Source organism: Paenibacillus dokdonensis (assembly GCF_004916975.1).
Lineage (GTDB): Bacteria > Bacillota > Bacilli > Paenibacillales > Paenibacillaceae > Paenibacillus_AQ > Paenibacillus_AQ dokdonensis.
This window is the reverse complement of the sequence record NZ_STGQ01000001.1, coordinates 2,055,495-2,081,391: the sequence shown is the minus strand read 5'-3', so window position 1 is coordinate 2,081,391 and position 25,897 is coordinate 2,055,495. Positions and strand designations below refer to the sequence as shown.

The window sequence follows — 25,897 nt, the reverse complement described above, 5'->3', positions numbered from 1 at the left end:
GCCATACAATTCGATTAGTTTAATACATGTAGTTCGATATCCTCGTCTTTTCGTGTGTCGAATACCAATAATGAGCCTTTCAGAATTAATTCCCTGCCAGCCGCACTGTTCAAGCCAACCTCTGCTTTACCCCAGGGATTTCTGATTCTGCATATTCCTCCTAATGAAGAGCTGATCTTAACATACGGAATGACGCCTGAATGAATCTCGGATGTGACGACAAAACCACCGTGGCACCATAAAGACATCTCTGCGTCCCAATTCGCCGGGCATGCCGAAAAAACTCGAATTACCGATTCTTTACCGGGACCTGGAGGCTGGCTTTGGCAAAGTGCCGCCTGAAGCGCGGAGGCAGCATTGCCTAATCGCTGAATGCTAATGCAGTTAATCCCTTCTCTAACGGTTAATCTGTTTTCAAAAGATTTCACCCTGCCTGTGTCCGTAAAATAACAATAGTCCCGTTCTGCGTTGACGCATTCCAATTGGGCCAATACGACCTGCTTGAAAGGTTCCGCCAATCCCATGTGGGCCAGCACGCGCGCAGTGCTCGACATTTCCGACGCCGCACGGCTCCAATCATAATCAAGCTGTCCTTCCTGGAATTTAATTGTGTTCATCGTCGTCTCAAACATTTCCGGGTTGTCGTATGCCGTTTCCAACGAGCAGAGGTTACCGAACCGGCCAGGCTTCAGCTCAATGCCGCTCTTGTTATCCAGTACAGGTCCCAGAGCACCTACCCACACAGCAGGCTCACCTTCTTGAGTTCTTAAAACGGCATCAGGATGATCACTGCGCGGCATTGGGGCAAGATGATCGTACAGCTCCTTCCAAACAGGTCTTAATTCTTCATCCACTTCCAAGATCTCCGATGCCTTAAGGACAATAGGGAAAATAGTATGCATACCCGCCATCGAGTCCATTGTATTTTTGCCACCGTAATATTTCTCGTCACTGGTTGTATTGTAAATGTGATACTTGCCGTCTTTATCCTTCTTCAGGTTCGGGAAATGGCGGAAAAACTCGGCAACTCCCTTCATCATTGGGTATGCCCGTTCCCGCAACCAGGCTGCGTCTTGAGTGTACTCATAATACATCCAGTAATGATAGGCAATTCCGACTTGGGATGCGAACATGTGGGTCGTGAAACCGAATGATCCGAAGCCTCTCTCTACATAAACTAATTTGCCATCCACATATTTTTCATGATACTTCCAATTCCATCGGCTTTCATGGGGGCGCTTCGAATAAGCAAAATCACGAAAGCGGTCAGACATTTGATCCCACGGCTTCCTGACCAGATACAGTTCTCTCATTTCCGCTGCAATATCTTCCGGCAATTCCTCCATCCCATTAAACGTCACGACTTCGGGTATGTAGATGCCCTCACTTCCCCATTGCTGTTTTGCAGCCGCTGCGCAAGAATCGTACATCGAGGTATACATGTTGAAATATGGGTGAAAAAGCTCGTTATGACCTGATGGAAGCACAGCGTTATAGTACAGATTCATATTATTCCACCAGTGCATGGCTCCCCAGTGTCTGAGATCTCCCCGTGGGCTAAGCAGCATGCCTCCAAAGTTTGGAGGAAAATTCCCTCCTCTGGAGTTTGACGCCATCAGATACAAATAATAAGTGTAATGCTGCTCTACAAATTCTCCACTCTTGTCCTCACTGCTTAAGTGGATATACGATTTCCTCCAGAACTGATTCCACCAAGTTTTGTGTTCTTGCAGCATGATGTCATACCCGGTTACAATAGCCTTCTGCACTAAAGCGACTGCTGATTCGACTACATCCTCACTTTCGTCAAAGCTGGCGGCACTACCGATAAAAATATCAAATGATCCCTTACCCGGCTTAACGCATAAACGCATTTCGGTTTCGTTCGGCTGTCCAATCACTTGGCTATCTCTAAAGCTTCCAACAGGCTTCTGGCCTCCATACTCATCATTCATTCTGGCGATGGATTCACGTCCATAAATTCCGATGGCAACGGCGGAGCTGCAGTAATAGCTGCCCTCCCTAAATTCCTGTTGTAATATAATCATCCCGTCTCGCATGCTTAGACTCGAAATGGCCGAATGGTTTTTCGTTAAAACTTCCGCAGGTCTCATCATTTTGAGTTTAATATTGATTCCCTGGGGCGCTTCCCGTTCGTCCTGCACTCGAACTCCAAATACATCTTGATTGGCTGAAGCATAAGCCTGTGTCTTCACTCCATCACCCGAAATCTCCGCTATTCCGTCATATAGACATAAATGCTGCTTGATTCGATCATCATGAAAAACATCTTCTCCATAGTCAACAAAATCAATATCGACAAAGGCACTTGCATAAGCATAATCCGAATGTCTCTGATTGAAGCTATTCGTATCACAGTCGTTTGCATAAACATCCACCCGGTTGACCTGAAATTTAACGGCGGAAGGGGATGTCCACAGCAAGCTGCCCATTCTCCCATTTCCCAGCGGTATTCCGCCTTCACTTCGTTTCACTGTATGTTCATAGTGTAAATCTGCCCGCGATACGAGTTCCTCATAATTGATTTTTAAATCGGCATTCGTTCTTTTCACTATTATTCACACTCCCTAACCCATAATGGAATAACAAGCGCTTTCATTACCCATCATAAAGGAGTTGATGTGGTTCTCCATATGAATATATTACGATGTCCATGGGATTTATTATGGCTTTACGATTAGATATCTTGATGGAACTGTCCTATTCGTTGCATTGTAATCTCACATTCCAAAATCAAAAACCCGTCTAAGAATCAGACGGGTTTGTTTTTTAGATTACAAATTCAACAATGAATTGATTGCAAATGACCTCGTAACCGATCGACCGATAAAGTCCGATTGCTCCAACATTCTCTTCGATGACATTTAGATATACATTTGATGTAACGGATCTGCCGTTACGGGTCAGCTCAGCACACACCATTTTACCGTATCCTTGTCTTCTCCATGCCTCGTCTGTTCCGATATTCCCCAGTTCGGCGTAATCCTCACTGTAAATATGATATCCGCCTACCGCGATCAATTCCTCTTGTTCCAGTACGCCATAAAACGGGTTACATAATTCCTCTTTTGTAAAGGCCATGGTTTGCATTGCTTTCATTTTCGACTCAATGCGTTCAAAATAAGGCGCTCCCAATCGCATGACCCGTTGATCTTCTGGCGGCAAGGCTCCATGATGTATATGCTTCATGAGAAGCAATTTTTTGGGAGGCTTGAGAAACTCGATCTGAGAGGAGAGAACTTCCATCTCTTCTTCATTCATAATAAAGCTGCCGACGGCGTCTTTAGGCAGTTCAAGTTGTTCTCTCATGAACGACAGCATCGACCGGAGACAAAATGACTTCTTCATGGGATACACGGAAAAAGCATAAAACGGAAGTCCCCATAGATAGGCCATCACGCCGAGCAGCTCACCCTCGTCTGTATAATGTCCGTAATGTACTGTATTTTGCTTACGTTGTGTAAGGTATGAATAGTATAGAAAATGCTGTTCCCTGTGGATCGAACTCAAAAGTGTATCCAACTCAGTAGACGTTAACTCGCGAAACATCTTCTCTACTCCTATCAACATTATGCTGTTACTGACAGTCATTATTATTTGGCTTGAATGTACCCGTCAGCTTTGAGTAGTTCAGCAATCAAAACAGCGCCGCCTGCAGCACCACGCAATGTATTATGCGATAGTCCCACAAATTTATAATCGTAAATGGAATCCTCGCGCAATCTGCCTACCGACACACCCATACCACGTTCAATGTCCCGATCCAATTTCGTCTGAGGTCTGTTGTCTTCTTCAAAATACGTGATGAACTGCTTCGGTGCGCTTGGCAGACCCAGTTCCTGCGGACGTCCCTTGAATTGACGCCAACGATCAAGGATTTCTTCTTTCGAAGGTTTGTTCTCGAACGATGCAAATACGGTAGCTAAATGTCCATCAGTTACAGGAACGCGAATACACTGCGTCGTAATTAAAGGTGAAGATGCTTTTATGATTTCATCATTTACAATGCTGCCCCATATGCGAAGCGGTTCCTGTTCGCTTTTCTCTTCCTCCCCGCCAATATATGGGATGACGTTATCTAACATATCCGGCCAATCGGTAAAGTTTTTACCGGCTCCGGAAATCGCTTGATACGTCGAAGCAATCACCTGCGTTGGTTTGTAATCCATCAATGCATGCAGTGCAGGTACATAGCTCTGAATGGAACAGTTAGGCTTAACCGCGATAAAACCGGATTTCGTTCCCAGCCGTTTTCTTTGCGCGGCAATCACTTCAATATGCCCTGGATTAATTTCCGGGATGACCATCGGAATGTCTGGTGTCCAGCGATGCGCTGAATTATTGGAAATAACAGGCGTGCCCGTTTTCGCGTATGCTTCTTCTAGTGCTTGAATTTCGCTTTTTGTCATATCGACCGCACAAAAAATAAAATCGACCTGGGAGGCAACTTCCTCCACTTTCGAAGCATCCTGTACGACAATGTTTTTCACATCTTCAGGAATGGGGGTGGACAACTTCCATCTGCTTTGGACAGATTCTTCATATGTTTTACCTGCAGAGCTGCTGCTCGCTGCAATGGCCGTTACTTTAAACCAAGGATGCTGATCCAGCAACTGAACAAAGCGCTGACCAACCATACCCGTGCCTCCGACAATACCTACTTTAAGCTTTTCTGACATTAGATATTCAATCCTTTCGATAGTGGCATCATGTTTCATTGCATCCACCAAATTCCGTAGAACGGATCAGGCAGGCAATGATCTTCTTCTAGATAACTATTCAAGTCGTCTGAATTGGTGTGCATTTTTGACAGATGTGCTGCGACTTACTTGGATACAACAAAAAAATCCCACCCCCAAGACCGTAGTCTTAGGGACGAGATTGTATGCTCGTGGTACCACCCCAGATTCGCCAATATGTCGCCATATCAACCTCTTCGAGTAAGGCATGATCATGCATGCATATACTCTAGCTCTATAACAGGAGCTCCTGGCACGACATCCCCTTACATAAGGTTCCGAGGTGCTGCTCTGAGGCTTTATTCAATAATGTACTCTCTACTCCTTTTCAGCTAACGGAGCTCTCTGTAAAAGAATCCAATTATCTACTCATCTCGTCATCGCATTTGATATTAGCATTATAATATAAAAAAAACTCGCTGAGGTAAACAATTTTTTGATATTTAGAACAATACGTGTGTGAGCATGATTTGGCATAAGGAACTAAAATGTTTTGAAGTATTGATATACGATTTTAATGCCTTCCTCAATTTCTTCTTTTTCATATGTATTTATACCACTGGATTCATAAACTTTTCTCCAGAATTTTAAGGCGGGAATGTTGGTCTCTGCTTGACCAATTGCATATCTGCCTGGATACATTTCAAAAAACTTCTGACAAGCTAATCTTCCGAACCCTTTCCTTCTGTGGTTCCTAAGGATAAAGAAGGAATTCAACACATAATCAGCATATTCTTGGTTGGAAAATGGACCACTTTGTAACAGGATAAAGCCGATGGGTTTCCCTTCTAAATGAATGAAGAACGGTGATAATCCATCTTTCTCGAAAAACCAGTCCAAGATATCGAATTCGAATAATCCCTTGTCCGGATTTAACTCTATATTATTTATGAATTCGGACAAGTCGTGTAGATGTAATGTCATTAAATTTCTTAATATTTCTTTTTTATCAGGATCGACCTTTTCAATAAGCAATTCCATTCTTTCTCCCCCTAATAAAGATGAACTTATGGTTTTTTACTAATGATGTACTATGTACTTTTATAGTGATAGGCAGAATTTGGATATAATTGAATTATCCTGATTTGTAAACCTATATGCATGCTTTTTCTTTGTTTTGGGTTACAGTTAGAACTTCGTTCCATCGGGCACCCGGTCATATCTATGGCCATTATCAAAAACAACCTGAGTATCTTTTCTAATTTTTTTTATACTATAAACGACTCCATCATCGGGCAATGGTTCCGTAGTATACGTAAGTTTGAAGGTTCCGTACTTCGTAATGATTCCACTAACAGTATCCATCAATTGTTGTCTTTCCGCTGCATTTAGTTGCCTGTACTTGGGTTTTTGTGATTGATGATTTGTGATTGCTTCACTAACAACAGTCCAGAGCATTGCTCCACCACCTATGAAAACCAATGTGCATATCATGATGAGTAAATTTCTTTTTATTTTCATGGACGTGATTCCCCCTTGAATTCATAAATGTAACTTTCTTTATATATAACAAGATCAATAAGGTGTTGGTTATAAGTATTAAATCCCTCTGACCAATAAGCGGTTATGAATAAAAAAAACAACGCTTCATGAAGACAACGTTGTTAGTACCCATTCATCCAGATGGCCAAAAAGCACAATGTAATAAATCTAAAGAAAATGCCGCAAAAAACTAAACAAATGTCCACCCGTCCGGGCAGCCCAGTCAATCAGCTCATGCAGTTTGGTGAAACTCAGATACATAATATAAAATATCAAAATGGTATAAAGTACGATTGTAAAGATATCTCTACGTTGATTTTCTTCCATAATAACCTCCTCCAATACTCTCATCTTAATGAAGTCAATGCAACATCCAACAAAAGCCTACATCTAGTATAAAAGGGGCTGGTTATTCCTCCTATTTATTTGGCTTACACAAACCTTACAGGCTTGTAAGTTTAGATCCTCCCTAGTTCACATTCAGTTCATAAATATCATTTATTATGGCTTTATTCGAACATTAGATATAGAGAAATGAGGGAGTTTGGAGTGAAATCAAGTCATAATAAGCTGATATTGATCGGTTTGATGATCGGACTCATCTTCGCTGAACTGGACGAAACGGTCGTCTCAACGGCCATGCCGACCATTATCCGTGACCTGCATGGGTTAGCTTTGTACGGATGGGTGGCCGGGATATACATGCTGGCGGCTACTATCTTTATGCCGATCCTTGGTAAATTGGCCGATATATATGGCCGGAAGGTTATTTATTTAAGTTGTATGGGCTTGTTTATCGCAGGCTCCATCGTCTGTGGACTCGCACCATCGATGACGGTGCTGCTGATTGGCCGGGGGATTCAGGGAATCGGTGCCGGTGGGCTCATGCCAATAGCTCTGGTCATCATCGGGGATGCCTACCCGCTGGAGCAACGAGCCAAGATCCAAAGCTTATTCGGTCCGATGATGATCGTGCCGCAGCTGCTTGGACCGACGGTGGGAGGTTACCTCGTTGGCCACGTGAACTGGCATTGGGTATTCCTCATAAATATTCCTGTCGGCCTGATTGCCGCCCTGGTACTTGGTGTAGGAATGCGGGAATCCCGCATCAATGAGAAGAAAACGATTGACTGGCTTGGTTCTTCCGTTCTTACCATGGGCTTGCTGTCACTGCTGATGTCGCCTGTTTTGGTGGATAATCAAGGCTTGGCATGGTCCTCACCGTTAATTACAGGAATGCTGATTCTCGGCGTCCTGCTGCTTGGCTTATTTATCTGGATAGAGTCGCGGGTTAAGGAGCCGATCATTCCGCTTCACCTGTTCCGCAACCGCAATGTGGTGGTATTGTCATTACTGGTATTTATTCTGATGCTCGGACTTATGGGCGGAATTGCGACTTTCCCATTCTTTGCCCAAAATGTGATGGGATTAACCCCGACGGAATCGGGATATCTCATGCTCGCCTTTATGGCAGGCGCGATTCCCTCCAGCATCGTGAATGGTTTTCTGATCACGAAGGTTCCATACCGAAACCTGTTTATTATCTGTTTCATTCTTCCGGTCATTGGCATCTTCTTACTGACACAGATCGGTATTCACACCTCGGTTGTATATATTGTCGCTTCGTTCTTCACTTTAGGTCTGGGACTCGGCGCTTTATTCGGAGGGGACAATTTGATCGTCCAGGAATCTGTTTCCAAGGACAACAGCGGGATTGCGCTCAGTACGGTTAATCTGATTCAATCCCTTGGTACGACCGTTGGACTCAGCGTCTTTGGCAGTTTGCTTGCCAAGCATATTAAGGACGGTGTCTCGTCTATCGGCGGTCAACTGCCTGCAGGAAGTGCCGAGCACCTGGCTACAGGCGGTATTCCGAAAGGTCTGTCTGTGGATCTGATAGTGAAGGTACAGACCGTGTTCGTGGATGCGTTCCACAACTTGTTCATGATTGCTCTCGGATTTATTATTGCTGCTTTTGTGATCTGCTGGTTCTTGAAAAAAGAGGTATTATCCAGCAAAGAAACGGCTGCGGATTAAATGTACAGCAGCAGCTCTTATACCACTTGATTCAGTATTTTTCTCAGTATCCATTAAATAGAAAAGCCGCTTAATAGCGGCTTTTTTTTGCGATATTCCAAATGTTAGCATCACCCGCATCGCAAATCTATGTAAACATATCTTTCAGTTTCAGGGCAATTTCTACGGCTTCTTTTTCGTCACATGACTTTTCTTGAGTCATGTACGTCATACCTTTCGTATCACTATGGCTCATTCGAGGTATGAAGTGTGCATGGAAATGGGAACCCATAAAAAACAAAAAACCTGCCGCCTACAATAGGCGATAGGTTATCTCTCGCGGTGTGTTTAATTCTAAAATTGAACTTAGTATACAATTTACAAATATTCCCTGTCAATAGATTTGACTTCGTGCTATTTATTATTGCTGATCTGGCAGCTGCAATATATAACTGTTGGACATATTAAGTAAACGCTGCGCTGCTGTAAATTGCGTCTCGGTTGATCCGTCCGCTGAAATGGTGTTGTCTCTTAAACTATAGTTAAGCCCATCCGCATAGGCATTACCCGTTACATACATACTTTTGTCGTTAATGAAAGACCCTGAAGGCAAAAAGTGCCTGAGTGGAATCAGATTCGTCTGCTGGTTCAGAAGATCTTCACCAAAATGCAGTTGATTCTGAACCGATATTCCAAGCAAATTCGCGACCGTAGGCAAAATATCAATTTGTCCACCTGTCACTTCGACTTTTTCAGGAAGACCGGAGCTTGGGGAATGTACGATGAACGGTATGTTGAACATATCCGTATAGCCATATTCATGACCGAGTAACTCATCCATCATGTCTCTCTCTTTACTCCCCAGGGTATACATCGGCACTCCCTGGTGGTCGCCATAGAACACAATCAGGCTGTCATCCCAAAGTCCGCTAGTCTTCAGTCCTTCCAAAAATTGTCCCATGGCAAAATCCGCATAATTCTGAGCACGAATATAATCGCCAAGCAGCGTTCCTTCGTATCTCTCAGGCAGCTTCATTTTGTACTTACCTTCCGGAATGCGAAAAGGATGATGTGCGCTCATCGACATGACCATCGCATAAAACGGCTCACTCTTTGCATCAAGTTTGGAAAGCTCCGGTACCGTTTTGGCAAACAATACCTCATCTGATGAACCAAAAGCGATATGGTCTTCATCACCATAAAAAGACTGATCATAATATTTGTCAAAACCTATCGCCTTGTATAGATCCTTACGGTTCCAGAACTCCACATCATTGGTATGGAACGTAGCAGTATCATAGCCGTTTTCACTCATCAATCTTGGCAGACTTGGCACTGCTTTCTTCATATATACCGAAGAGGTTGCCGGTTCATTTTTGGGCACGTAAAAAGAAGAATTCACTACGAACTCCGCATCCGAGGTTGTACCCTGACCTGCATTCGTGTAGAAATTACTGAAATATATATTCTCTTTTGCCAGCTTATTCAGATTAGGAGTGATCTCTTGTCCATCAAGGGTTAGTCCGATCAGAAAGTTCTGGAAGGATTCCATTTGAACGACGATCAGATTTTTACCCTTGTCCGCGCCCCAATACTGCGGTGATGCAGGCGTTGTGATGCCTTTAAGCTCATCAATGGATTGTTGTGAAATCTCCTTGGAGTTCATAATTTCTTCCTTTTCCGTCGTATCCGCAAACAGCGTATATACCTCGTAATTAAGTATCCCCATGCTCTTCGCCTTTTTGATCTCATTCATACTTGCGTGATTGGGCCAGATGTTAAAGATACAGAGTCCAAAGGAAACGGCAGAGATCACGATCAGAACTGGACGGTTCATGCGTCTAGAGCCTCTTTCCTTCCATCTAGCAATATATTTCGGACGAAACATGAAGAAAAGAAAGAACACAATATCTACGAAAATAAACAGATAATAGGGTGTAATCAAAGAATAAGTACTTTCTCCCACTTTCGTGACCTTATCCGCTTGCTGCAAGGCATGATAGGTGGCTATGACCCCATAATATTTGTAATACATCAGAACAGCAAAATAAATTAAAGTTATAAATAAATTGGAAATCATGTAATACAAAATCTTCCGTTTCGTTGCGAACCATTCGATCAGACTAAATACAATAATAAAAAAGGGAATTTCGGTAAACACAATGCTCCAACTGGGACCATCGTTAAAAACGACAAACCAGGCCACCGCACTTTTCAGAAGCAGGACAAAGCTAAATAAAAATATAGGGCCATTCTTATTAACGAGTCTTTTGTTCATCATATGTTCCATCCTCCTTGCCTCATGATTTCGATCACTGATAGATCTTGATATGCTCTCTATCATTATGCATAATTGCACAACGAGAAATTATACTCTGTAATTTGGGTTTGGGAAAGGGTCGCAAAATGATTTTATGGCCCAATCTTTCAATCTAGTTCCACAAAAAAATCCCCACCTACTTTTATTTGAAAGTGGATGGGGACGTTTTATTAATTTATTATTTTCATAATGTTGTCATTCCGTTTAGAAATGCGTGACAAAATTACGCCTTTTTCATCTCCTCAACCTGCTGGCGCAGTGCCGCTTCCTTCGCCAGAGATTCCGGATTGTCCGTTAAGTCCTCAGCCTCGAACACTTGTCTTAGCTCAATTTGTCCTTGACCATTTCCATGGGGGTCCGGCATACGCAGCGCCCATTCTATGGCTTCTTCTCTGGATTTAACTTCAATCAGCGTATATCCCGCGATCATTTCTTTTGCCTCTGTGAACGGGCCATCAATAACCTTCGGTTTGCCACCGGGCTCCGGATAGGAAATTCGAACTCCGCTTGAACTGGGCTGTAAGCCATCCGCAGCGAGCAGTACACCAGCCTTTACCAACTCCTCATTATACTTCATCATGGCATCAATAAGCTCCTGGCTGGGCAAAACTCCCGCCTCTGAATCTGTAGTTGCTTTGACAATCATCATAAATCTCATAAGTATAATCCTCCTAATTTATAGTAAAGCGTCGTATACCGGTGTGAATATTATCCGTGTAAGTCCGCTTCTACATATACGACGAATCAATCTCGACTGGATCGACATCTAGAATTAGAAATTTCCATTAAAAAAAGCTCTCAGCTCCGATGAAATGATCTTTGTATTGAGTTTCTTGGTATGGCCGAGGCCCTTTTTACTCAATAGCTGCGCATGGGGGAGCACGCCCGCCAGTGCCTGGGCACCATGACGCAAGGAGGCCGGACTCTCAGTGCCTTCAAGCACCAGTGTCGGCATCTTCAATTCGCTCCATGTATTGGCCGGTAACGGCTTTCCATCCATATACCCGTCGAGCAATGCCGCATCGTAGGGAAGGGTGTGTGCAACGGCCAAGAGTTTAGACCATACTCCCGGCATCAGGCGCATCATGCCAATGACGAACGAGGGTGCGCCCATGCCTTTGGTCATAAAGTACTTAATGGCTTCGGCCCGGCGATTATCAGCAATAAGTTCGGAAACATGTCCGAAGAAATGAGCCGGTACTATGCGATCTGCAGGATCAACTACAAATGGGGGTTCATGTAATGCCAATTTCGTAATATTTACTCCGCTCGCTGCTGCTTGAAGGGCAAGTACTGCTCCAGATGACAATCCCCATACATATGCCGAGCCGCCAGATTCGTCAATCATTGCCTGTAGATCCTCAAATTCGCGGGTTATGGCATATGGCTGTGTGTCTCCGCTATCCCCGCGGCCACGGCGGTCGTAGTTGTAGACTGTAAATTGCTCAGATAATAGATTCGCCAGCTGTACCTGCCCAGGAAATTTCCGGTAGCTGAACGCACCTGTTACCAGTATGAGTGCCGGTCCTTGACCAACCTTGTCATATGCAATTTTGGTGCCATCTTTTGAAGTTACTGAGTACATTGTATCTCTCCTTTTATTTTCCAGTTATATTTGTTATGGATTGAGCTGCTCTTTCTTAAGATATCCGAGCTTCTATGAAGACGACGAACGGCTGACGACAAAATCGACACATCCCCAATTAAATTTTTATTATATTTTCTTGCTGCAACGCTTGAAACCTTCTTACGTGGTTTGGAATTCATACCGTGGTTTCCTGAAATTATAAAAGAAATAAGCCTAGTCTAAAGACCATGCTTATTTCTTTTGAGTTGAATGTCGTATTGCTATTTACAAGTATGGTACTTCCATTACTTACGCTGACGATGCTATTCATTTACTTCTTTAGATACCTTTTCGTAAATAATTGGATAGGACTGACTGCCCACCAAAATTCTTCGGCCCTGGAACTCATCATACAAGCTCATGCGGATGAAGCCTCCGGTTAATTTTTTGTATAAGCTGCTATTTAATGCTGTTGAATATGATTTATTATTCCCGATAGTCCAATCCGTTCCGAGTGTTAACGTTTTTTCTGTCGATTGTCCATACGGGTCGGTGAGTTCTAAGACAAGCTTATGCTCGTAAGTACCTGCCTCGTATTCATTATTTTTAGTCAGGCTGTAATTGATGACTGTATCAATTGTATCCGAACCTTCTGTAAGGTTGCCCTCTGCTTTGGTCATTGAAAGATTGTAAGGGAATAGATCCACATGTCTCAAATCAGACGAAGTTTTAGCAGCTATAGGGTTAAGTGAAAGTCCCACCGCATTGATATATCCCGTCATGGAACCCGGTGACTCTGCCGATTTATCTTCCGTTATCCCTTCACCAATATAGAGTACTAGGTCTGACGTATTTACATTCTGTGGAATCTTACTCCAGACCGTAACCAAATTCTTGCCATTGGGGATTGTGGAGCTGGACGATTGACTAACTTTGGCCTCATAAAATTGATTATCAGGTGTCTTATAATAAGCCACGAGCTGTGCTTGTTTGGATTGACGTGGTTCTTCGCTGATCATTTCTAGTTCTGTATATATCAAATTTGAGCTGTTATCACTATACGTGATTGATCTGCGTTCCTTCACTTCTGCTTTTTGGCCGTTCGTATTGATATGGTAAGAGCCGCCTGCGTTTACGGTATTCATCATGGTATTCACTGCATTCGTGTTCATAGAGAGAAACTTCGTAACATCATCTCCAGAGGTTTCCTGCAAAATAATTCTCAATTGACTAAAACTATACGAATAAGGTATCTTTGCAAGCACGTACATCTCTGTCGTTTCAGAAGGAGCTAGAGACGTAAGGATGCTTTTGGTCACAATCCGGGCTGTACCGCTTAGATCGTTCATTCCTGCTTTGACCAGAGCTTGGAGGGAAGGCAGCTGTACGGTATTGAGAGATGCATTACGAATGCTGATTTTCGCTGTGATTTGATCTCCCTCTGCCCAAGGCAGCCTCTGAATAGAGTCAAGCTTAACGCCGAACTTTCCATGACTATTCTCGAGTAAGTACTCTATTCCCAAAGTGTTATTGCTTTCTTGAGAATAAGGTATTTTGTAATAAGCGGTTGGAAAAACAACCTTTCCGTCTACAGAGGGTTCTGTTAAGAGCAGCTGTAAGGTACCTTGATTCAGTTTCAATGGCACAACCCCGCTGAGATCAATGATCTTCTCTTCAAGCGGCTTTATGGTTAAATTAGCAAGCCCTTTTGAATTCACTGGAATACTGAAACCCTCAGCGGCTTTAATGGCAAGCTCATAAGCAGGCAGAGTTACCGATTTATTACCGAGATTTTTAATACGGAATTGCAGACTCCATTTTGCGGATTCGTTCTCCGAATACACAGCTGCACTCTTTAGCTGCGTTTCTACCGCATTATTGGCGATGGAAATTTTCTTCACCGCGTAGTCCGCCACGACTGAGTCAGCAGCTGTTAAACCGGGAAGCTTAAAAGATTTAACTGGAAGATTCATTTTCAAAGTCGAGTCTTCATATGCGAATTGCAGTGTCATATTATCTGTTTTCATATAAGAAGGAACTTCTGCCAGATAGTAGATTGTTTTCTTCTCTTGTGGTTGTACCTTGTAATTGCTGCTGGCATCCTCCAGCTTGAGCTCGAATACCGAACCACCGGATGACTTCAGGTACGCTTTATAGTCTGGATTGATTAGAACTTTTGTGCCCCAATTAACGAGACTCACACCTATCTTCATGTATACTTTTCCATTCATTTGAATCTTTTGAAGGCTCTCTGCTTTGGTCGTTACAGGCAGATTATTCATCATGATCTTCTGACTTTGGCCTTGAGGGACTAGCGATGTATAGCCGCCTGGAGTCGTGAAAACACCCAGCCTTTTCTGATAGTTGGCGCTATTGAAGTCCCACTCGAAGATGGAAACCTTGACTCCATTTAATTTTACAGCCTTCCCAATATTCACATAATAAGTGACGGTTTGACTGCTCTTCGCGGGAACCATTTTTTTGCCGGCATCAATTGTGACAGATTTTCCTTGTATGACCGTGCCGCCGGTCGTGGTGATCTTCGTGAAATAATCGATAAGATCTACTCTATTACTCGTTCCATTGCTATAAATAAGTGTATAAGTAAGAATATTACCTCCCGGCTGCGCAAAAACGTCCATATCCGTCAGCTTCATACTGACATTGCTCTTCAGAGTAATAGAGCCGAGTTTGTCCAGCATGAATGGTGCTGCGTTAGTTGTTGTTGTTTTCTTGACCGGTGAAACTCCTGAGAATGCTGCTGCGTTAGCGCCGTGTGCGATATTCTGACTTAAGACTATTGTGCCTAGCAGAACTGCCGCATACAAGTTGATGCGTTTGTTCATGAATTCCCCTCCCTGATTTCAAGCATTATGTTGAGGCTGCCTAATTCCCTGTTTCTTGGAAAAAGCAGCTCACGGGGTGGCTGCCTTTTATCTTTCCATGCTTTCTATTCGTTCAAATAAATTGTCGTCCGGTTCTGAATAAGCTTGGCCACTTCTTCCGCAGATTTCTGTCCACTAAAAAATGAAATAGACTCTTCTCCTACAATGTAAATCACTTTACCATCCAGACTTGCGTATTGATCCGCGGAATTAATAAGTTGTTTGAACTGAGTAAATTCTTCGTCGGATACCTTGGCTGTATTTCCATTGGGAAGCTTGTATGCGGCATTTTTAACTTTTTCCTGAATGTCGTTCAACATCTTCTCGTTAACCGATTTCAGAAGCGAAAATCCTTCTCTGTCCTGCATTGATTGCGCTTCCTCAGATAATAAGAAGGTAATAAATTTCCACGCTTCGTCTTTAGCCGGAGATTTGGCTTGTATCGCGAACTGAGATGACGGGATGATCCTCATGCCGCCTGTAGCTTGTCCATTATGCGGCTTTTGAAGCAGTTTCGGATTTTCAAAAAACGAATGCGGGCCATCGATTAAATCTACTGGAGATGTTATAACTGCTGAGTAAAACAATTGATTGCCAACATCCGCTGGCGCCGAAGTCATGATTTTTTCATCGTACATTTTTTTGATTTGCTGCATCAGTTCCACTAATGCGGGAGAATCGAACTTTGCCTTTTTTGCGGCAGTGTCAACGAACTGTGCGTAACTATCCACAATCATTTCTTGAAGGATCACATCCGGCGGATTGTTCGCTAAGGCATAGCGCTGATCCTTATTGCCCTTCTCGGCCCTTTGCATGATTTTTTTCGAAATTTCCCCAAACTCCTTCCAAGACCAGTTCTTTTCATCGATCTTTACATCTGTGTTCTTAAGAACATCCCCATCGCCAATGAAAGCTCTCAAGAAAAATCCGGAAGGAACGGTGTAAATACCATCATTTAACTTCATAGCATCCAATACGTTACATGGAACAAGACAAAACATTGAACAAGAGCGATGTACAGATCTTCAAGTTCGCAGTATTCGAAAGTTTAACTTCAGCGAGCGGGTGCAAAATACCGCTACCTTCGATCGTAAAATTAATACTTCCTAGCGTAGGTTTTTCCGTTCCCACTTTCGCCAGGTTTAACGATTGCAGCGTGTTACTGAACAATGTAAAGAACAGCAATAGCCCCACAAAAAACATGAATGCGACCTGAATGATTCGTTTGCGTTTTCGATCAATTGCTAGCTCCATTTCCCGTTGTCTCCTTAAAACTTTCCGAAGGAAAGTTACCTTCGTAAGCAATCGCTAAAACTTTCCGAAGGAAAGTTAACGTAAATATCAACCTTTGATGCCGGACAATTGAACGCCCTCGATGAAATACGACTCCGCATACAGAAACAACATAACCATCGGAGCCATATAGAGCATGGAAGCAGCGAAAGCCATTCCCCGCTCACCTTCATTGATCCTGGATAGAAAAACCGATAACGGCTGCTTGAACGGATCGTCCAGAAAAATTAACGGCTGCTCCACCATATTCCAATAATCGACGAACAATAAAATAATCAATGCAGCTAGTCCGGGCTTGATCATCGGAATAATAATTTGAATGAATATCCGTAAGTGTCCGGCTCCGTCGATTTTGGCCGCTTCGATATAGGCATAAGGAATATCCAGCATGAACTGCCTGAGCATAAACACGCCAAAAGCAGCAAAAATCCCAGGCAATATAATCGCATTCGGACTATTCAGTATTCCAAGCTGATCCGCCATGATATAATTCGGAACCAGCGTTACCTGGAACGGCATGAGCATCGTTAAGACATAGATTAAAAATAACGGATCCCTGCCGCGAAACCTCAGCTTGGAGAACGCATATGCAGCCAGTGCTGCGACGACGGTCTGTCCTGAGATGATCGGCACCACCATCAATACGGAATTCCAGAACATCGTCAAGTATTTTGGGTTGTCCAAAAGCACCTTGCCATACTGCTCCAAGGAGACTTTATCCGGCAACAATTTTAAATTCACATAAGGATTTGCTTTGCCTGCAGACGCTTCTTTCATCTGTCCGATGGGTCCATAATTAATATTGATTTCCTTTTCTGTCATCAGTGAATTTGTGAATGTGATCACAATTGGGAATAATAACATGACCGCTATAACGCCCAGGACGAGCGTTAAGGCACTTTTTTGCAATACTCTGGCAACTGGCACTGTTTTCTCGCCCCCTATTCCATGAACTGCCGATGTCGGCGTTCAAGCGCAAACATTCCCAAGACGATCAGCAATATACACCCGAACATCAAGGTCGCTGCCGCTGTCAGCTTCTGAATGTCCATCGACATGAACATATTGTTCATATAGTGCTGCATCATGTAGATGCTGTCATGCGGATAATCGCCAGCGATCAAATACGTTTCCCGAAACACTTTAAATGAATTAATGATCGACATGATGACGACAAAGAACATCGTGGATGTTAGATAGACAAGTGTAATATTGCCAAACTGCCGTAAACGCCCTGCTCCTTCAATCTGGGCAGTTTCATAATAGTCCTTTGGGATTTGCTGGAGTCCCGCCAAAAACAAAATGACGTTGTATCCCATGTTCTTCCATAAGTAAACGACAATGACCACAATCCTGGCTGCATCTGTCTTCATCCAATCTACACGTGCGTAACCGAAGCTACCCAGCCAGGCATTAAGAGATCCATTCCAATCAAACAGCATCTGCCAGATAAGTATGATCGAGGCGACAGGTACCACTAGAGGCAGCACATATGCCGTCCGCAGCCATTTTCGGAGATATGTACTTTTGTTGAGCAGTATCGCTAACCCTAAAGACAGTAAAAGCATGAGCGGAACACTAACCGCGGTAAAATAAAATGTATTGTAAGCTGCCTTACGGAAAGAATTACTCGCAAGCAGCTCACGGTAGTTATCGAGTCCTACAAAATGGCCATCTATCGTATTGTCCATAAAGGAATAGATCACTCCCATGATGAACGGAATAAGGTAGAACATCGCAAATCCGACACCGCTTGGCACAAGGAACATAACTGCCACTGAAATATCCTTACGGAGCCAGTTCTTCATGATCATCTTCATCACCCCCTTCTTGGTCTAAGCTTCCTTCTTTATGTCTCTAGCATAGGCAAGACTATTTAAGAAGGAATGGGGTAAAAACTAAATATTCCTTAAATTTCTAGCTAAAAGAAACCCTAGACCAGATGCGCAGCCAAAAATTCGACTAATCTATTAGGGATTAAATGAATAAAGAAAAACCGGATTCCCAAGGGAAACCGGTTAAAAATTAATGTATTACAATACGATTTATCATGAATCCTGATTTCTTCTTCCAGGATTTTAATGCTTTGAATGCAGCTCTACGGTTTGCGTATCCATGACCGGAATCCAGTACTGCTTGACGTCAATCGTGAGCGGCTGCGGATAGTCGAGAGCTCCCTTTCCAAAATTATAAGCTGTTTCATCTTCCACGGTGTCTTCTTTCGTTGATGAGGTCGTTCCTCCATGGCTGGTGCTTTTCGGAGATACCCTTTTATGCTTTTCTCCCATGGCATCGGTGAAATCGCCCAGCCACATGCCGAAACTGTCTCCAACTTGGGCTTGTTCAAGCTTGCGGTAGAAATAAATTTCTTCTCCGTCCGCCTCCTGATCTGGTGGAAGGATTTGCAGCAAATTGTCAGGAGCATCTAAGATTTGTCTCTTCTTCAAATCGACGACAACCTTTAATTGATCCTTTTTCACGGCGCCAATACCGAATATTTTCAGTGAAGTGGTATCCAGCTGATCGAGCTTGCTGCTTTTGAATACCAGGGTAGATTTGGTGTTATCCTTTAAGACCTCTTCCGGATAATATAGCTTTTCGATGTTGCTGCCGCTTTTACCGATGACGACAGGACTAATCACTTTGAAAATCTGCTTGTCATTGGCCTTGTCATATTCCAGATCTACATACGTATTCAGCGGCGTAAATTGCACTTGGCTCACGTTTATTTGCTGTCCGTCCACGGTCAACGACTGCGTCGGATGATAGATACGTTCCTGATTCTTCAGTGCTTTGGTATCGAGTTCGAACGATATGTTTAAGCCCTTTTGATATTTTTGAGTTACGTTATCCCATATGGCTACACTCATCTTCGCGTCTTTGCTGTAATCAACTGAAGGCAGAAGATTCGTGGTATATACATAGTAAGCCGTTTCTCCCGGAGCGATGTCGGATCGCTCTCCCGCATGTTTCGCCTCTGCTCTAAAAGATGGTGCTTCTTCGTCCCCAAAGTACAACGAGTCAACAACAGGACTCGCTATATGTTCCGAGTGATTTTGCACACTAAACATGATAAATGACTTTCGCCCGTCCGAAACGGCGCCAGCCACGTCCACACGGTAACCGTTTTTCTCCACGCCTTGCTTTATCGGCTTCATCAGACCTTGCTCCATAGCCGCTGCAAACCCTTGATCTCTTTGGCCAATGGGACGGAACAATTCAAAATCGGTTACGCTATTCGCGCTCGCTGTTTGCATCACCTTCTCTTCGACTACTGCTGCTGGAGATCCGATAGATGAAAATATAATGACAATCGCTGCTGCCGCTGCTGCAACGGCGCTCACTCCGTAAGTATAGATGCGCCTCATCTCGCGCTTCCTCCCTTGTGCTACACCGCCACGTACGGCAGTGGAAAGTTTCATTTCCCGAATCGTTTGGGCATTCGCTTTAACTTCATTGGCATCCTGCATCAGGACCCGTTCTTCTTTTTCCAACATATACGATTCGCCTCCCTCATCACTACAGATAATTCCGAAGCTGCTTTAGCCCTTCGCGCAGCCAGGTTTTGATCGTGCCTTCCGGCTTCTTAAGCACCTTCGCAATATCGACGGTCTTCATGTCCTGATAATATTTCAGCATGACGACATGCCTGTATTTCGGCTTCATCCGGTCCATAGCCCGCTCTAAATCGATTCGATCACTGCTTTTCATTTCCTGAGCTGTATCATCCTCCAGCTTTTCCACTGGAAATACGCGTTTTTTTCGTCTGAGCTCGTCCATGCAGCAATTGATAGTAATCCGGATTAGCCAAGGAGTGAAGGACTGCTCGTCCTTGAGCTTTTTACGCTTCATCCATGCCCGGCAAGACGCTTCCTGCACCACTTCCAGGGCATCCGCTTCGTTGCGCAGGTAGCTGAAAGCAATCGAGTACAGTTTACGTTGTTCGCTGGACAGGCGATCAAAGAAACTCTCTTCGTCTATCAACTCCAATTTCGCCATTTTGACTTCATTCATTGTGTTTTCCACCATTCACCGTTCCCCCTCTTCCTTATTTGTGTTGGTATACGGAAGAAGTCATCTGTTTTAAATTCCTAATAGTAAGACGCGACTGACCAGAAAAACGATTGATTTATTTCATTTTGTTTTTTTCAATATATGAAATGGTACTATTTAATAAATAAAAACAGGTCAAAGCATGCTTTTTTCTATCCATGCCTTGGCCTGTCTTTTAAATTGTTATGATATTTACCCTGCACCGACTCAAAAAGACATTCATAAAGCTACTTAACTCGATGTTACCATAGCAATACGATGCGGACAATGCTCCATGATTAGGCAATCTGGAGTGATCTGATTTTGCAAAAACAAAAAAAGGACGGTATCCAAAAAGTCGAGTGACTTTGGTATACCGTCTATGTTTAACCGTCAATTCCAGTACATACTATATAACTGCTTAGCTTCTTTTACACCGTTAAGGTATGCTTTTCACGAGCGATCTGCGTTGCTTTAACCATGTTGCGCAAGGAATCAACCGTTTCCTCGACTCCACGAGTTTTCAGTCCGCAATCCGGATTAATCCAGAACAGGTTTGGATCCAGCACTCGCAAGGCGCGTTCGATCATACTAGTCATTTCCTCCACCTGCGGAACACGTGGACTGTGGATATCGTATACACCTAAGCCGATACCTAATTTGTATGTGTTCAACTCAAAGCTATGGATCAGTTCACCATGACTGCGGGATGTCTCGATGGATATCACATCCGCATCCATTGCTTCAATCGAATCGATCATGTCATGGAATTCGCAATAACACATATGCGTGTGAATTTGCGTCGTGTCCTGTACCGTACACGTGGTCATACGGAACGCTTTGACAGCCCATTCCAGATACTCCGCTTGATCTTCTTCTTTAAGCGGCAGCCCTTCGCGAACCGCAGGCTCATCCACTTGAATCATGCCAATGCCTGCCTGCTCAAGTGCTTCTACCTCTTGTCTAAGGGCATAAGCCAGTTGATAAGCGATTTGCTCGCGCGTGATGTCCTCCCGGACGAACGACCAGTTCATGATCGTAATCGGTCCCGTTAACATCCCCTTAACAGGGCGATCCGTCTTCGTTTGCGCATACTTTGTTTCCTCGACAGTCATCGCTTCTTCGAAAGCCACATCACCAAAAATAATAGGCGGTTTCACACAGCGTGAACCATATGACTGTACCCATCCATACTGTGTAAAGGCGAATCCCGCAAGCTTCTCACCAAAGAATTCGACCATGTCCGTTCTTTCAAATTCACCATGCACGAGAACATCCAGCCCGATCTCTTCCTGATGCTTAATCCAAATATCGATCTGTTCCCGGATGAAGTCAGCATACTGCTCGTTGTTCCATTCACCTTTGCGCCAGCTTTGACGGGCCTTGCGCACCTCTACAGATTGCGGAAAGCTGCCAATCGTCGTCGTTGGAAAAAGTGGTAATTGCCATTTTTTCTGTTGAGCGGTATGACGTTCAGCAAATGGCAGACTACGAACAGGAGACTGCGCGCCAATGGTCGCTACGGCTTGCTGAACATCATTACGGTTGCGCTCATCTGATTGTTTGAGCGATTGAAGAACTCTCTCACTCTTTTCAAGTTCATCCGTGATTGTGGCCTCACCTGAAGAGACTGCTTTCGCCAGGAGTGCAATTTCATCCAGCTTCTCATCAGCGAATGCAAGAGCATTCTTTAGTTCAGGTAAGAGCTTCGCCTCATTTTTTACCGTAACCGGAACATGCAGCAAGCTGCAAGAAGATTGCACGATGAGCTTATCGGTCGTTACAACTCCGGCAAGTTCTTTGAGCAGTACAAGCTTCTCACGTAGGGATGCCTTCCAGATACCGCGGCCATCGATAACTCCTGCGCCTAGAACCTTGTCCTCAGGAAAACCATATGTTTTAATCGATGAGATATTGCCAGACAATCCATGCACGAAATCAAGACCTATTCCTTTGACCGGCAGCTGGACAATGTCACTGTAGTTCTCTACGGACTCGAAATAGGTTTGCAGCATGATGTTCAGGTTAGGTGCTTTCGCTGCAAACGTATCATAAATGGTCTTGAGTCGCTTACGATCATCCTCACTTAATTTTGTTACCAGAATAGGTTCATCGATTTGTACCCATTGAACCCCTTCGAATGCCAGCTCCTGAAGTATCTGTACATAGAGCGGTAACAATCGCTTCAGCCAAACGTCGGTCTCCGAAACATCGTATCCTTTTGATAATTTCAGGAAGGTCAACGGGCCTACGATAACCGGTCTCCCTTCGATACCGAGTTTTTCCTTAGCTTCTCTATATGCAATAAGGGGTCTATTTTCAGTAATCGTAGGTGCAGCTCCATCTAGTTCAGGCACGATATAGTGATAGTTGGTGTTGAACCATTTGGTCATTTCACTTGCTGTTGCATCTTTCGTTCCACGGGCAATGCCATAATAGACAGACAAGGGTACGACTCCGCCTTCATAAGAAAAGCGTTTCGGAATAATTCCGAACATTGTTGCTGTATCCAAAATATGATCATAATAGCTGAAATCATTTACCGGGATGATATCAATTCCCTTTTCCTGCTGTTTACGCAAATGATCCAAACGGATCTTCTGCAGTTGATTGTGAAATTCTGATTCTTCGAGCTTGCCGGCCCAGAACGCTTCGAGCGCTTTTTTCCATTCGCGATCTGCACCAATACGTGGATATCCCAAAACACTACTTTTCGCCATCTTGTTACACTCCTATACGAATTGTTTGTTACAAGAAAGATATCACGTATCCGCAGCTATAGAGTAACTGGAATAAACTATATCCAGCTATAGCCTATGGCTATAACAAAGCTTTACTGGCATGATTGCGCAAAAAATAAGCAGCTCAACTCATTGACAAAATCATTATATAGCTATTGACAGTTATGCCGCATAGATATTATATTAGTGAAAATGATTATCATTATCATAAAATACATAGCTATAGCTAGGGGAGAAGAAACATCTTATGAAAAAACCATTCATCTTGTTAGTCTTTATACTTATTTTTGTTTTGAGTGCTTGCGGTGGTACTAAGAATGACGCCAATAGCGAAAGCAAGACGTCTCAGGAAACTTCCTCGAATGGCTCGACAGATTCATCATCTTCTACTGAGCCCGCCACATTTACATACCAGTCCGAGAATGGACCCGTTGAGGTTCCAACGCATCCGCAGCGTGTCGTTGTGCTTACGAGATTCTTAACAGGTAACGTCATGGCGCTTGGGGTTCCCTTGGTTGGAGCGGATGAAATGTCCTTGACTAACCCGAGGTTCGCAGAGCAGTTGAAGAACGTTGAGGCAGTTTCAGACGAAAGTCTCGAGAAGATCATCGAGCTGAACCCGGATCTGATTATCGGACTCTCAGACATTAAAAATATCGATAAGTTCAAACAAATTGCTCCGACCGTCACTTATACATACGGAAAAGTCGACTACTTAACGCAGCAGCTGGAAATCGGCAAACTGTTGAATAAAGAAAAAGAAGCGCAAGCCTGGGTAGATGATTTCAAAGCGCGTGCCCAAAAAGCCGGTGAAGAAATCAAGGCGAAAATCGGTGCTGACGCGACCGTCTCCGTCGTAGAAACGTTCAATAAGCAGCTCTACGTCTATGGTTATAACTATGGACGCGGAACCGAGATCCTTTATAATGAATTCAAACTCGACATGCCAAAGAATGTCAAAGAAGCAACCGCTAAGGACGGCTACCTTGCCTTGTCCACGGAAGTTCTGAAAGATTACTTTGGTGACTACGTCATTTTCAGTAAGAATGCAGATGAGGACACCTCATTCCAAAAGACCGAATCGTATAAAAACATACCTGCAGTCAAGAACAATCATGTCTTCGAAGTCGATGCGAAGTCGTTCTACTTTAACGATCCGCTGAGCTTGGATTATCAATTGGATTTCTTTATTAAGAGTTTTCTTGGCAAATAATCAAGTTTCTGTGACACCAACCTAACAGTGAAAAACCCCCTTCATCTGGTCTTCCGATGTGAAGGGGGTTTTTGTAGGGTGAGGAAACAATAATTGGGGCATGATGGTACATTAATTGCTCGCCGTCATCTGCTGATCAAGTTGTTCAAGTACAAAAGGCCATGCTTGCTCATGTCCGCTCTTCGACTCCTCATCGGGAAATCCCGCATGAGTGAGCTTTAAGAATGTTCCGTTACCGTGTGGCTCAAGAATCACCGTAACTACCGTTTCCGCTCCTTTGGTTCCCCCTTCGCCTGTTACCCAGGTCAGTTCAACCAGATGATTGGGCTCAATTCGTAAAAATCTTCCATAATGGGGATGACGCTGTTCTTCGCTATGTGGGTTTGGCTGGAAAACCGTCTCAAAAAAGAAAACGGTGTTGACGCGCCCCTCCATTATTACCGCTCCTGGTGCCGCAAACCAACAGTCGAATTCTTTTGTCCAGGCCTTGAATAATACTTGAGGTGATGCTTTCATTTCACGCTGTACTTGTACAAAAAGCGGTCTCGAAGAAAGATCTGGTTCACGAAATGTTGATTCCATTCATATTCATTCCTTTCCCATTGTGTTGTATTTATTTATCATGGATAAGCCAGGTTTTGGCGTCCTCAGGATCTTTATAAAACGAAATGATGAGATTAATGCCTGATTTTTTTATTTTCCTCTTTATTCTCCACACATTAAAGCCCGTTAAACCAACAATAGATATTTTATCTATTCGGTCATTTATACGTTGCAGATGATTTATAAATTCTTGCAGAACTCTCTCAGTGATCGTTGTTTTATAAAAATCAACCCAGATCTTTAACTTTCTATTGATACTGAATATGAATTCTTGTTCTTGCTCCATCAGTTTAAACAGATTTTCTTTGTTATCATATTTGCTTCCATACTTGAGGCAGTGAATTTCACCGCCTTTGTAATAGTAAGGAAACATGGAGCCCCCAGGAGATTTCATGATTATACTTCCTCTCCATATAAAATAAAGTAACTTCATATTAATTCAAATTATTCACTCCGGGACTTCAATGAACTCGGAAACTCTTATTTTCAGCAATTCAATCAGTTCCTCATCCATAAAAGTATATTCATCGGGAATATCTAGTCGTATGATCTGTTTAGCATTCAATTCGTGTCCAAACTTGTCTTTCAGTCTGCGTTCATGCTTTTTCTCCATGACAAATATGAAGTCTGCCCATCCCACATGACCTGAATTCACTTTGATTCTTGCATTGTCTTCGGTCCCGGCGGATTTAACATCATACATGTGATATTGTTCAAAAACCTTTTCAGCTGTAAGGCTTCTCCATTTATTCCTGCTGCAAATAAACAATAACTTGATTTTGATCACACTTTCTCTTTTATTGAATCGGGCACTCCATATAAATATACCATCACATCAATTTATTGGTAATGGTATTAATCTCTATATTCTTACGAACAGAAAAAAAAGACGCTGAACACGTCTTTTTGAGATAAGCTATTTGCTTGCCTAAGGCCATTTCACGGACATCATACTTCCCACGGAAGGCAATTATTGAGTCAAACG

22 protein-coding genes and 1 other annotated feature are annotated in these 25,897 nt (G+C 43.4%); of the genes, 2 read left to right on the top strand and 20 right to left on the bottom strand.

All coding sequences use genetic code 11. The features are described from left to right. Window positions 1-14: 14 nt before the first annotated feature. The 6 genes from E6W40_RS09660 to E6W40_RS29420 all read right to left on the bottom strand — a co-directional run bounded on the left by E6W40_RS09660 (window position 15) and on the right by E6W40_RS29420 (window position 6,569). Window positions 15-2,573 carry a glycosyl hydrolase family 95 catalytic domain-containing protein gene (locus E6W40_RS09660; protein ID WP_136605289.1) on the bottom strand — a complete coding sequence of 853 codons (2,559 nt, stop codon included), beginning with the start codon at window positions 2,571-2,573 and terminating at the stop codon, window positions 15-17. Between the two features lie 217 nt (window positions 2,574-2,790). Next, complete coding sequence (locus tag E6W40_RS09655) at window positions 2,791-3,570, bottom strand: GNAT family N-acetyltransferase (RefSeq protein ID WP_136605288.1); 780 nt, start codon at window positions 3,568-3,570, stop codon at window positions 2,791-2,793. Window positions 3,571-3,614: 44 nt separating this feature from the next. Next, the gene (gene asd, locus E6W40_RS09650; protein WP_136605287.1) at window positions 3,615-4,700 is read right to left on the bottom strand and encodes an aspartate-semialdehyde dehydrogenase; all 1,086 of its coding nucleotides are present in this window, start codon (window positions 4,698-4,700) and stop codon (window positions 3,615-3,617) included. 189 nt (window positions 4,701-4,889) lie between these two features. Further along, window positions 4,890-5,150 (bottom strand) — a binding site (T-box leader). Window positions 5,151-5,243: 93 nt separating this feature from the next. Next, window positions 5,244-5,741, bottom strand: a complete 498-nt coding sequence (locus tag E6W40_RS09645) for a GNAT family N-acetyltransferase (RefSeq protein ID WP_136605286.1) — start codon at window positions 5,739-5,741, stop codon at window positions 5,244-5,246. Window positions 5,742-5,888: 147 nt separating this feature from the next. Beyond that, window positions 5,889-6,221 (bottom strand): hypothetical protein, encoded by a 333-nt coding sequence (locus tag E6W40_RS09640; RefSeq protein ID WP_136605285.1) that lies wholly within the window; start codon window positions 6,219-6,221, stop codon window positions 5,889-5,891. A gap of 189 nt (window positions 6,222-6,410) precedes the next feature. After that, a complete protein-coding gene (locus E6W40_RS29420; protein WP_168928873.1) occupies window positions 6,411-6,569 on the bottom strand; it encodes a hypothetical protein in 159 nt (52 codons plus the stop codon). Window positions 6,570-6,791: 222 nt separating this feature from the next. On the opposite strand from E6W40_RS29420, the gene E6W40_RS09635 reads away from it, so the two are divergent. Next, window positions 6,792-8,279 (top strand): MDR family MFS transporter, encoded by a 1,488-nt coding sequence (locus tag E6W40_RS09635; RefSeq protein WP_246072937.1) that lies wholly within the window; start codon window positions 6,792-6,794, stop codon window positions 8,277-8,279. Window positions 8,280-8,679: 400 nt separating this feature from the next. Here E6W40_RS09635 and E6W40_RS09630 read toward each other — a convergent pair whose 3' ends face one another. From E6W40_RS09630 to metE, 11 genes are all read right to left on the bottom strand, one after another. Next, window positions 8,680-10,539 carry an LTA synthase family protein gene (locus E6W40_RS09630; protein ID WP_136605283.1) on the bottom strand — a complete coding sequence of 620 codons (1,860 nt, stop codon included), beginning with the start codon at window positions 10,537-10,539 and terminating at the stop codon, window positions 8,680-8,682. Window positions 10,540-10,801: 262 nt separating this feature from the next. Beyond that, window positions 10,802-11,236, bottom strand: a complete 435-nt coding sequence (locus tag E6W40_RS09625) for a YciI family protein (RefSeq protein WP_136605282.1) — start codon at window positions 11,234-11,236, stop codon at window positions 10,802-10,804. A gap of 114 nt (window positions 11,237-11,350) precedes the next feature. Continuing rightward, window positions 11,351-12,163 (bottom strand): alpha/beta fold hydrolase, encoded by an 813-nt coding sequence (locus tag E6W40_RS09620; RefSeq protein ID WP_136605281.1) that lies wholly within the window; start codon window positions 12,161-12,163, stop codon window positions 11,351-11,353. Between the two features lie 305 nt (window positions 12,164-12,468). Further along, window positions 12,469-14,991, bottom strand: coding sequence for a hypothetical protein (locus tag E6W40_RS09615; RefSeq protein WP_136605280.1), 2,523 nt, complete (start codon window positions 14,989-14,991; stop codon window positions 12,469-12,471). Window positions 14,992-15,095: 104 nt separating this feature from the next. Beyond that, entirely contained in the window at window positions 15,096-15,995 is a 900-nt protein-coding gene (locus E6W40_RS09610; protein ID WP_246072936.1) for an extracellular solute-binding protein, read from the bottom strand. Window positions 15,996-16,008: 13 nt separating this feature from the next. Continuing rightward, entirely contained in the window at window positions 16,009-16,284 is a 276-nt protein-coding gene (locus E6W40_RS09605) for a hypothetical protein (protein WP_136605278.1), read from the bottom strand. Window positions 16,285-16,371: 87 nt separating this feature from the next. Beyond that, window positions 16,372-17,250, bottom strand: coding sequence for a carbohydrate ABC transporter permease (locus E6W40_RS09600; RefSeq protein WP_136605277.1), 879 nt, complete (start codon window positions 17,248-17,250; stop codon window positions 16,372-16,374). Window positions 17,251-17,264: 14 nt separating this feature from the next. Continuing rightward, a complete protein-coding gene (locus E6W40_RS09595) occupies window positions 17,265-18,131 on the bottom strand; it encodes a carbohydrate ABC transporter permease (RefSeq protein WP_136606921.1) in 867 nt (288 codons plus the stop codon). A 270-nt stretch (window positions 18,132-18,401) separates the two neighbouring features. Next, window positions 18,402-19,820 carry a DUF4179 domain-containing protein gene (locus E6W40_RS09590; RefSeq protein WP_136605276.1) on the bottom strand — a complete coding sequence of 473 codons (1,419 nt, stop codon included), beginning with the start codon at window positions 19,818-19,820 and terminating at the stop codon, window positions 18,402-18,404. Window positions 19,821-19,842: 22 nt separating this feature from the next. Beyond that, window positions 19,843-20,352 carry a sigma-70 family RNA polymerase sigma factor gene (locus E6W40_RS09585; protein WP_136605275.1) on the bottom strand — a complete coding sequence of 170 codons (510 nt, stop codon included), beginning with the start codon at window positions 20,350-20,352 and terminating at the stop codon, window positions 19,843-19,845. A gap of 434 nt (window positions 20,353-20,786) precedes the next feature. Next, window positions 20,787-23,075, bottom strand: a complete 2,289-nt coding sequence (gene metE, locus E6W40_RS09580; RefSeq protein ID WP_136605274.1) for a 5-methyltetrahydropteroyltriglutamate--homocysteine S-methyltransferase — start codon at window positions 23,073-23,075, stop codon at window positions 20,787-20,789. 268 nt (window positions 23,076-23,343) lie between these two features. Here metE and E6W40_RS09575 point away from each other — a divergent pair, with 268 nt between their 5' ends. After that, window positions 23,344-24,309, top strand: a complete 966-nt coding sequence (locus E6W40_RS09575; RefSeq protein WP_136605273.1) for an iron-hydroxamate ABC transporter substrate-binding protein — start codon at window positions 23,344-23,346, stop codon at window positions 24,307-24,309. Window positions 24,310-24,420: 111 nt separating this feature from the next. Here E6W40_RS09575 and E6W40_RS09570 read toward each other — a convergent pair whose 3' ends face one another. Genes E6W40_RS09570 through E6W40_RS09560 form a run of 3 tightly spaced genes read right to left on the bottom strand, consistent with a single transcriptional unit; the run spans window position 24,421 to window position 25,690 of the window. Beyond that, window positions 24,421-24,891, bottom strand: a complete 471-nt coding sequence (locus tag E6W40_RS09570; protein WP_246072935.1) for an SRPBCC family protein — start codon at window positions 24,889-24,891, stop codon at window positions 24,421-24,423. A gap of 31 nt (window positions 24,892-24,922) precedes the next feature. Next, complete coding sequence (locus tag E6W40_RS09565; RefSeq protein WP_246072934.1) at window positions 24,923-25,306, bottom strand: hypothetical protein; 384 nt, start codon at window positions 25,304-25,306, stop codon at window positions 24,923-24,925. A 54-nt stretch (window positions 25,307-25,360) separates the two neighbouring features. Next, window positions 25,361-25,690: a low molecular weight protein tyrosine phosphatase family protein gene (locus tag E6W40_RS09560; protein ID WP_211147042.1), complete on the bottom strand. Its 330-nt coding sequence runs from the start codon at window positions 25,688-25,690 to the stop codon at window positions 25,361-25,363. Window positions 25,691-25,897 lie beyond the last annotated feature (207 nt).

Bases quoted from the DNA above. Each gene is read 5' to 3' on its own strand.
- E6W40_RS09655 (WP_136605288.1), bottom strand. From the start codon at position 3,570: ATGTTTCGCGAGTTAACGTCTACTGAGTTGGATACACTTTTGAGTTCG.
- asd (WP_136605287.1), bottom strand. From the start codon at position 4,700: ATGTCAGAAAAGCTTAAAGTAGGTATTGTCGGAGGCACGGGTATGGTT.
- E6W40_RS09645 (WP_136605286.1), bottom strand. From the start codon at position 5,741: ATGGAATTGCTTATTGAAAAGGTCGATCCTGATAAAAAAGAAATATTA.
- E6W40_RS09640 (WP_136605285.1), bottom strand. From the start codon at position 6,221: ATGAAAATAAAAAGAAATTTACTCATCATGATATGCACATTGGTTTTC.
- E6W40_RS29420 (WP_168928873.1), bottom strand. From the start codon at position 6,569: ATGGAAGAAAATCAACGTAGAGATATCTTTACAATCGTACTTTATACC.
- E6W40_RS09630 (WP_136605283.1), bottom strand. From the start codon at position 10,539: ATGATGAACAAAAGACTCGTTAATAAGAATGGCCCTATATTTTTATTT.
- E6W40_RS09625 (WP_136605282.1), bottom strand. From the start codon at position 11,236: ATGAGATTTATGATGATTGTCAAAGCAACTACAGATTCAGAGGCGGGA.
- E6W40_RS09620 (WP_136605281.1), bottom strand. From the start codon at position 12,163: ATGTACTCAGTAACTTCAAAAGATGGCACCAAAATTGCATATGACAAG.
- E6W40_RS09615 (WP_136605280.1), bottom strand. From the start codon at position 14,991: ATGAACAAACGCATCAACTTGTATGCGGCAGTTCTGCTAGGCACAATA.
- E6W40_RS09610 (WP_246072936.1), bottom strand. From the start codon at position 15,995: ATGAAGTTAAATGATGGTATTTACACCGTTCCTTCCGGATTTTTCTTG.
- E6W40_RS09605 (WP_136605278.1), bottom strand. From the start codon at position 16,284: ATGGAGCTAGCAATTGATCGAAAACGCAAACGAATCATTCAGGTCGCA.
- E6W40_RS09595 (WP_136606921.1), bottom strand. From the start codon at position 18,131: ATGAAGAACTGGCTCCGTAAGGATATTTCAGTGGCAGTTATGTTCCTT.
- E6W40_RS09590 (WP_136605276.1), bottom strand. From the start codon at position 19,820: ATGTTGGAAAAAGAAGAACGGGTCCTGATGCAGGATGCCAATGAAGTT.
- E6W40_RS09585 (WP_136605275.1), bottom strand. From the start codon at position 20,352: ATGGTGGAAAACACAATGAATGAAGTCAAAATGGCGAAATTGGAGTTG.
- metE (WP_136605274.1), bottom strand. From the start codon at position 23,075: ATGGCGAAAAGTAGTGTTTTGGGATATCCACGTATTGGTGCAGATCGC.
- E6W40_RS09575 (WP_136605273.1), top strand. From the start codon at position 23,344: ATGAAAAAACCATTCATCTTGTTAGTCTTTATACTTATTTTTGTTTTG.
- E6W40_RS09570 (WP_246072935.1), bottom strand. From the start codon at position 24,891: ATGGAATCAACATTTCGTGAACCAGATCTTTCTTCGAGACCGCTTTTT.
- E6W40_RS09565 (WP_246072934.1), bottom strand. From the start codon at position 25,306: ATGAAATCTCCTGGGGGCTCCATGTTTCCTTACTATTACAAAGGCGGT.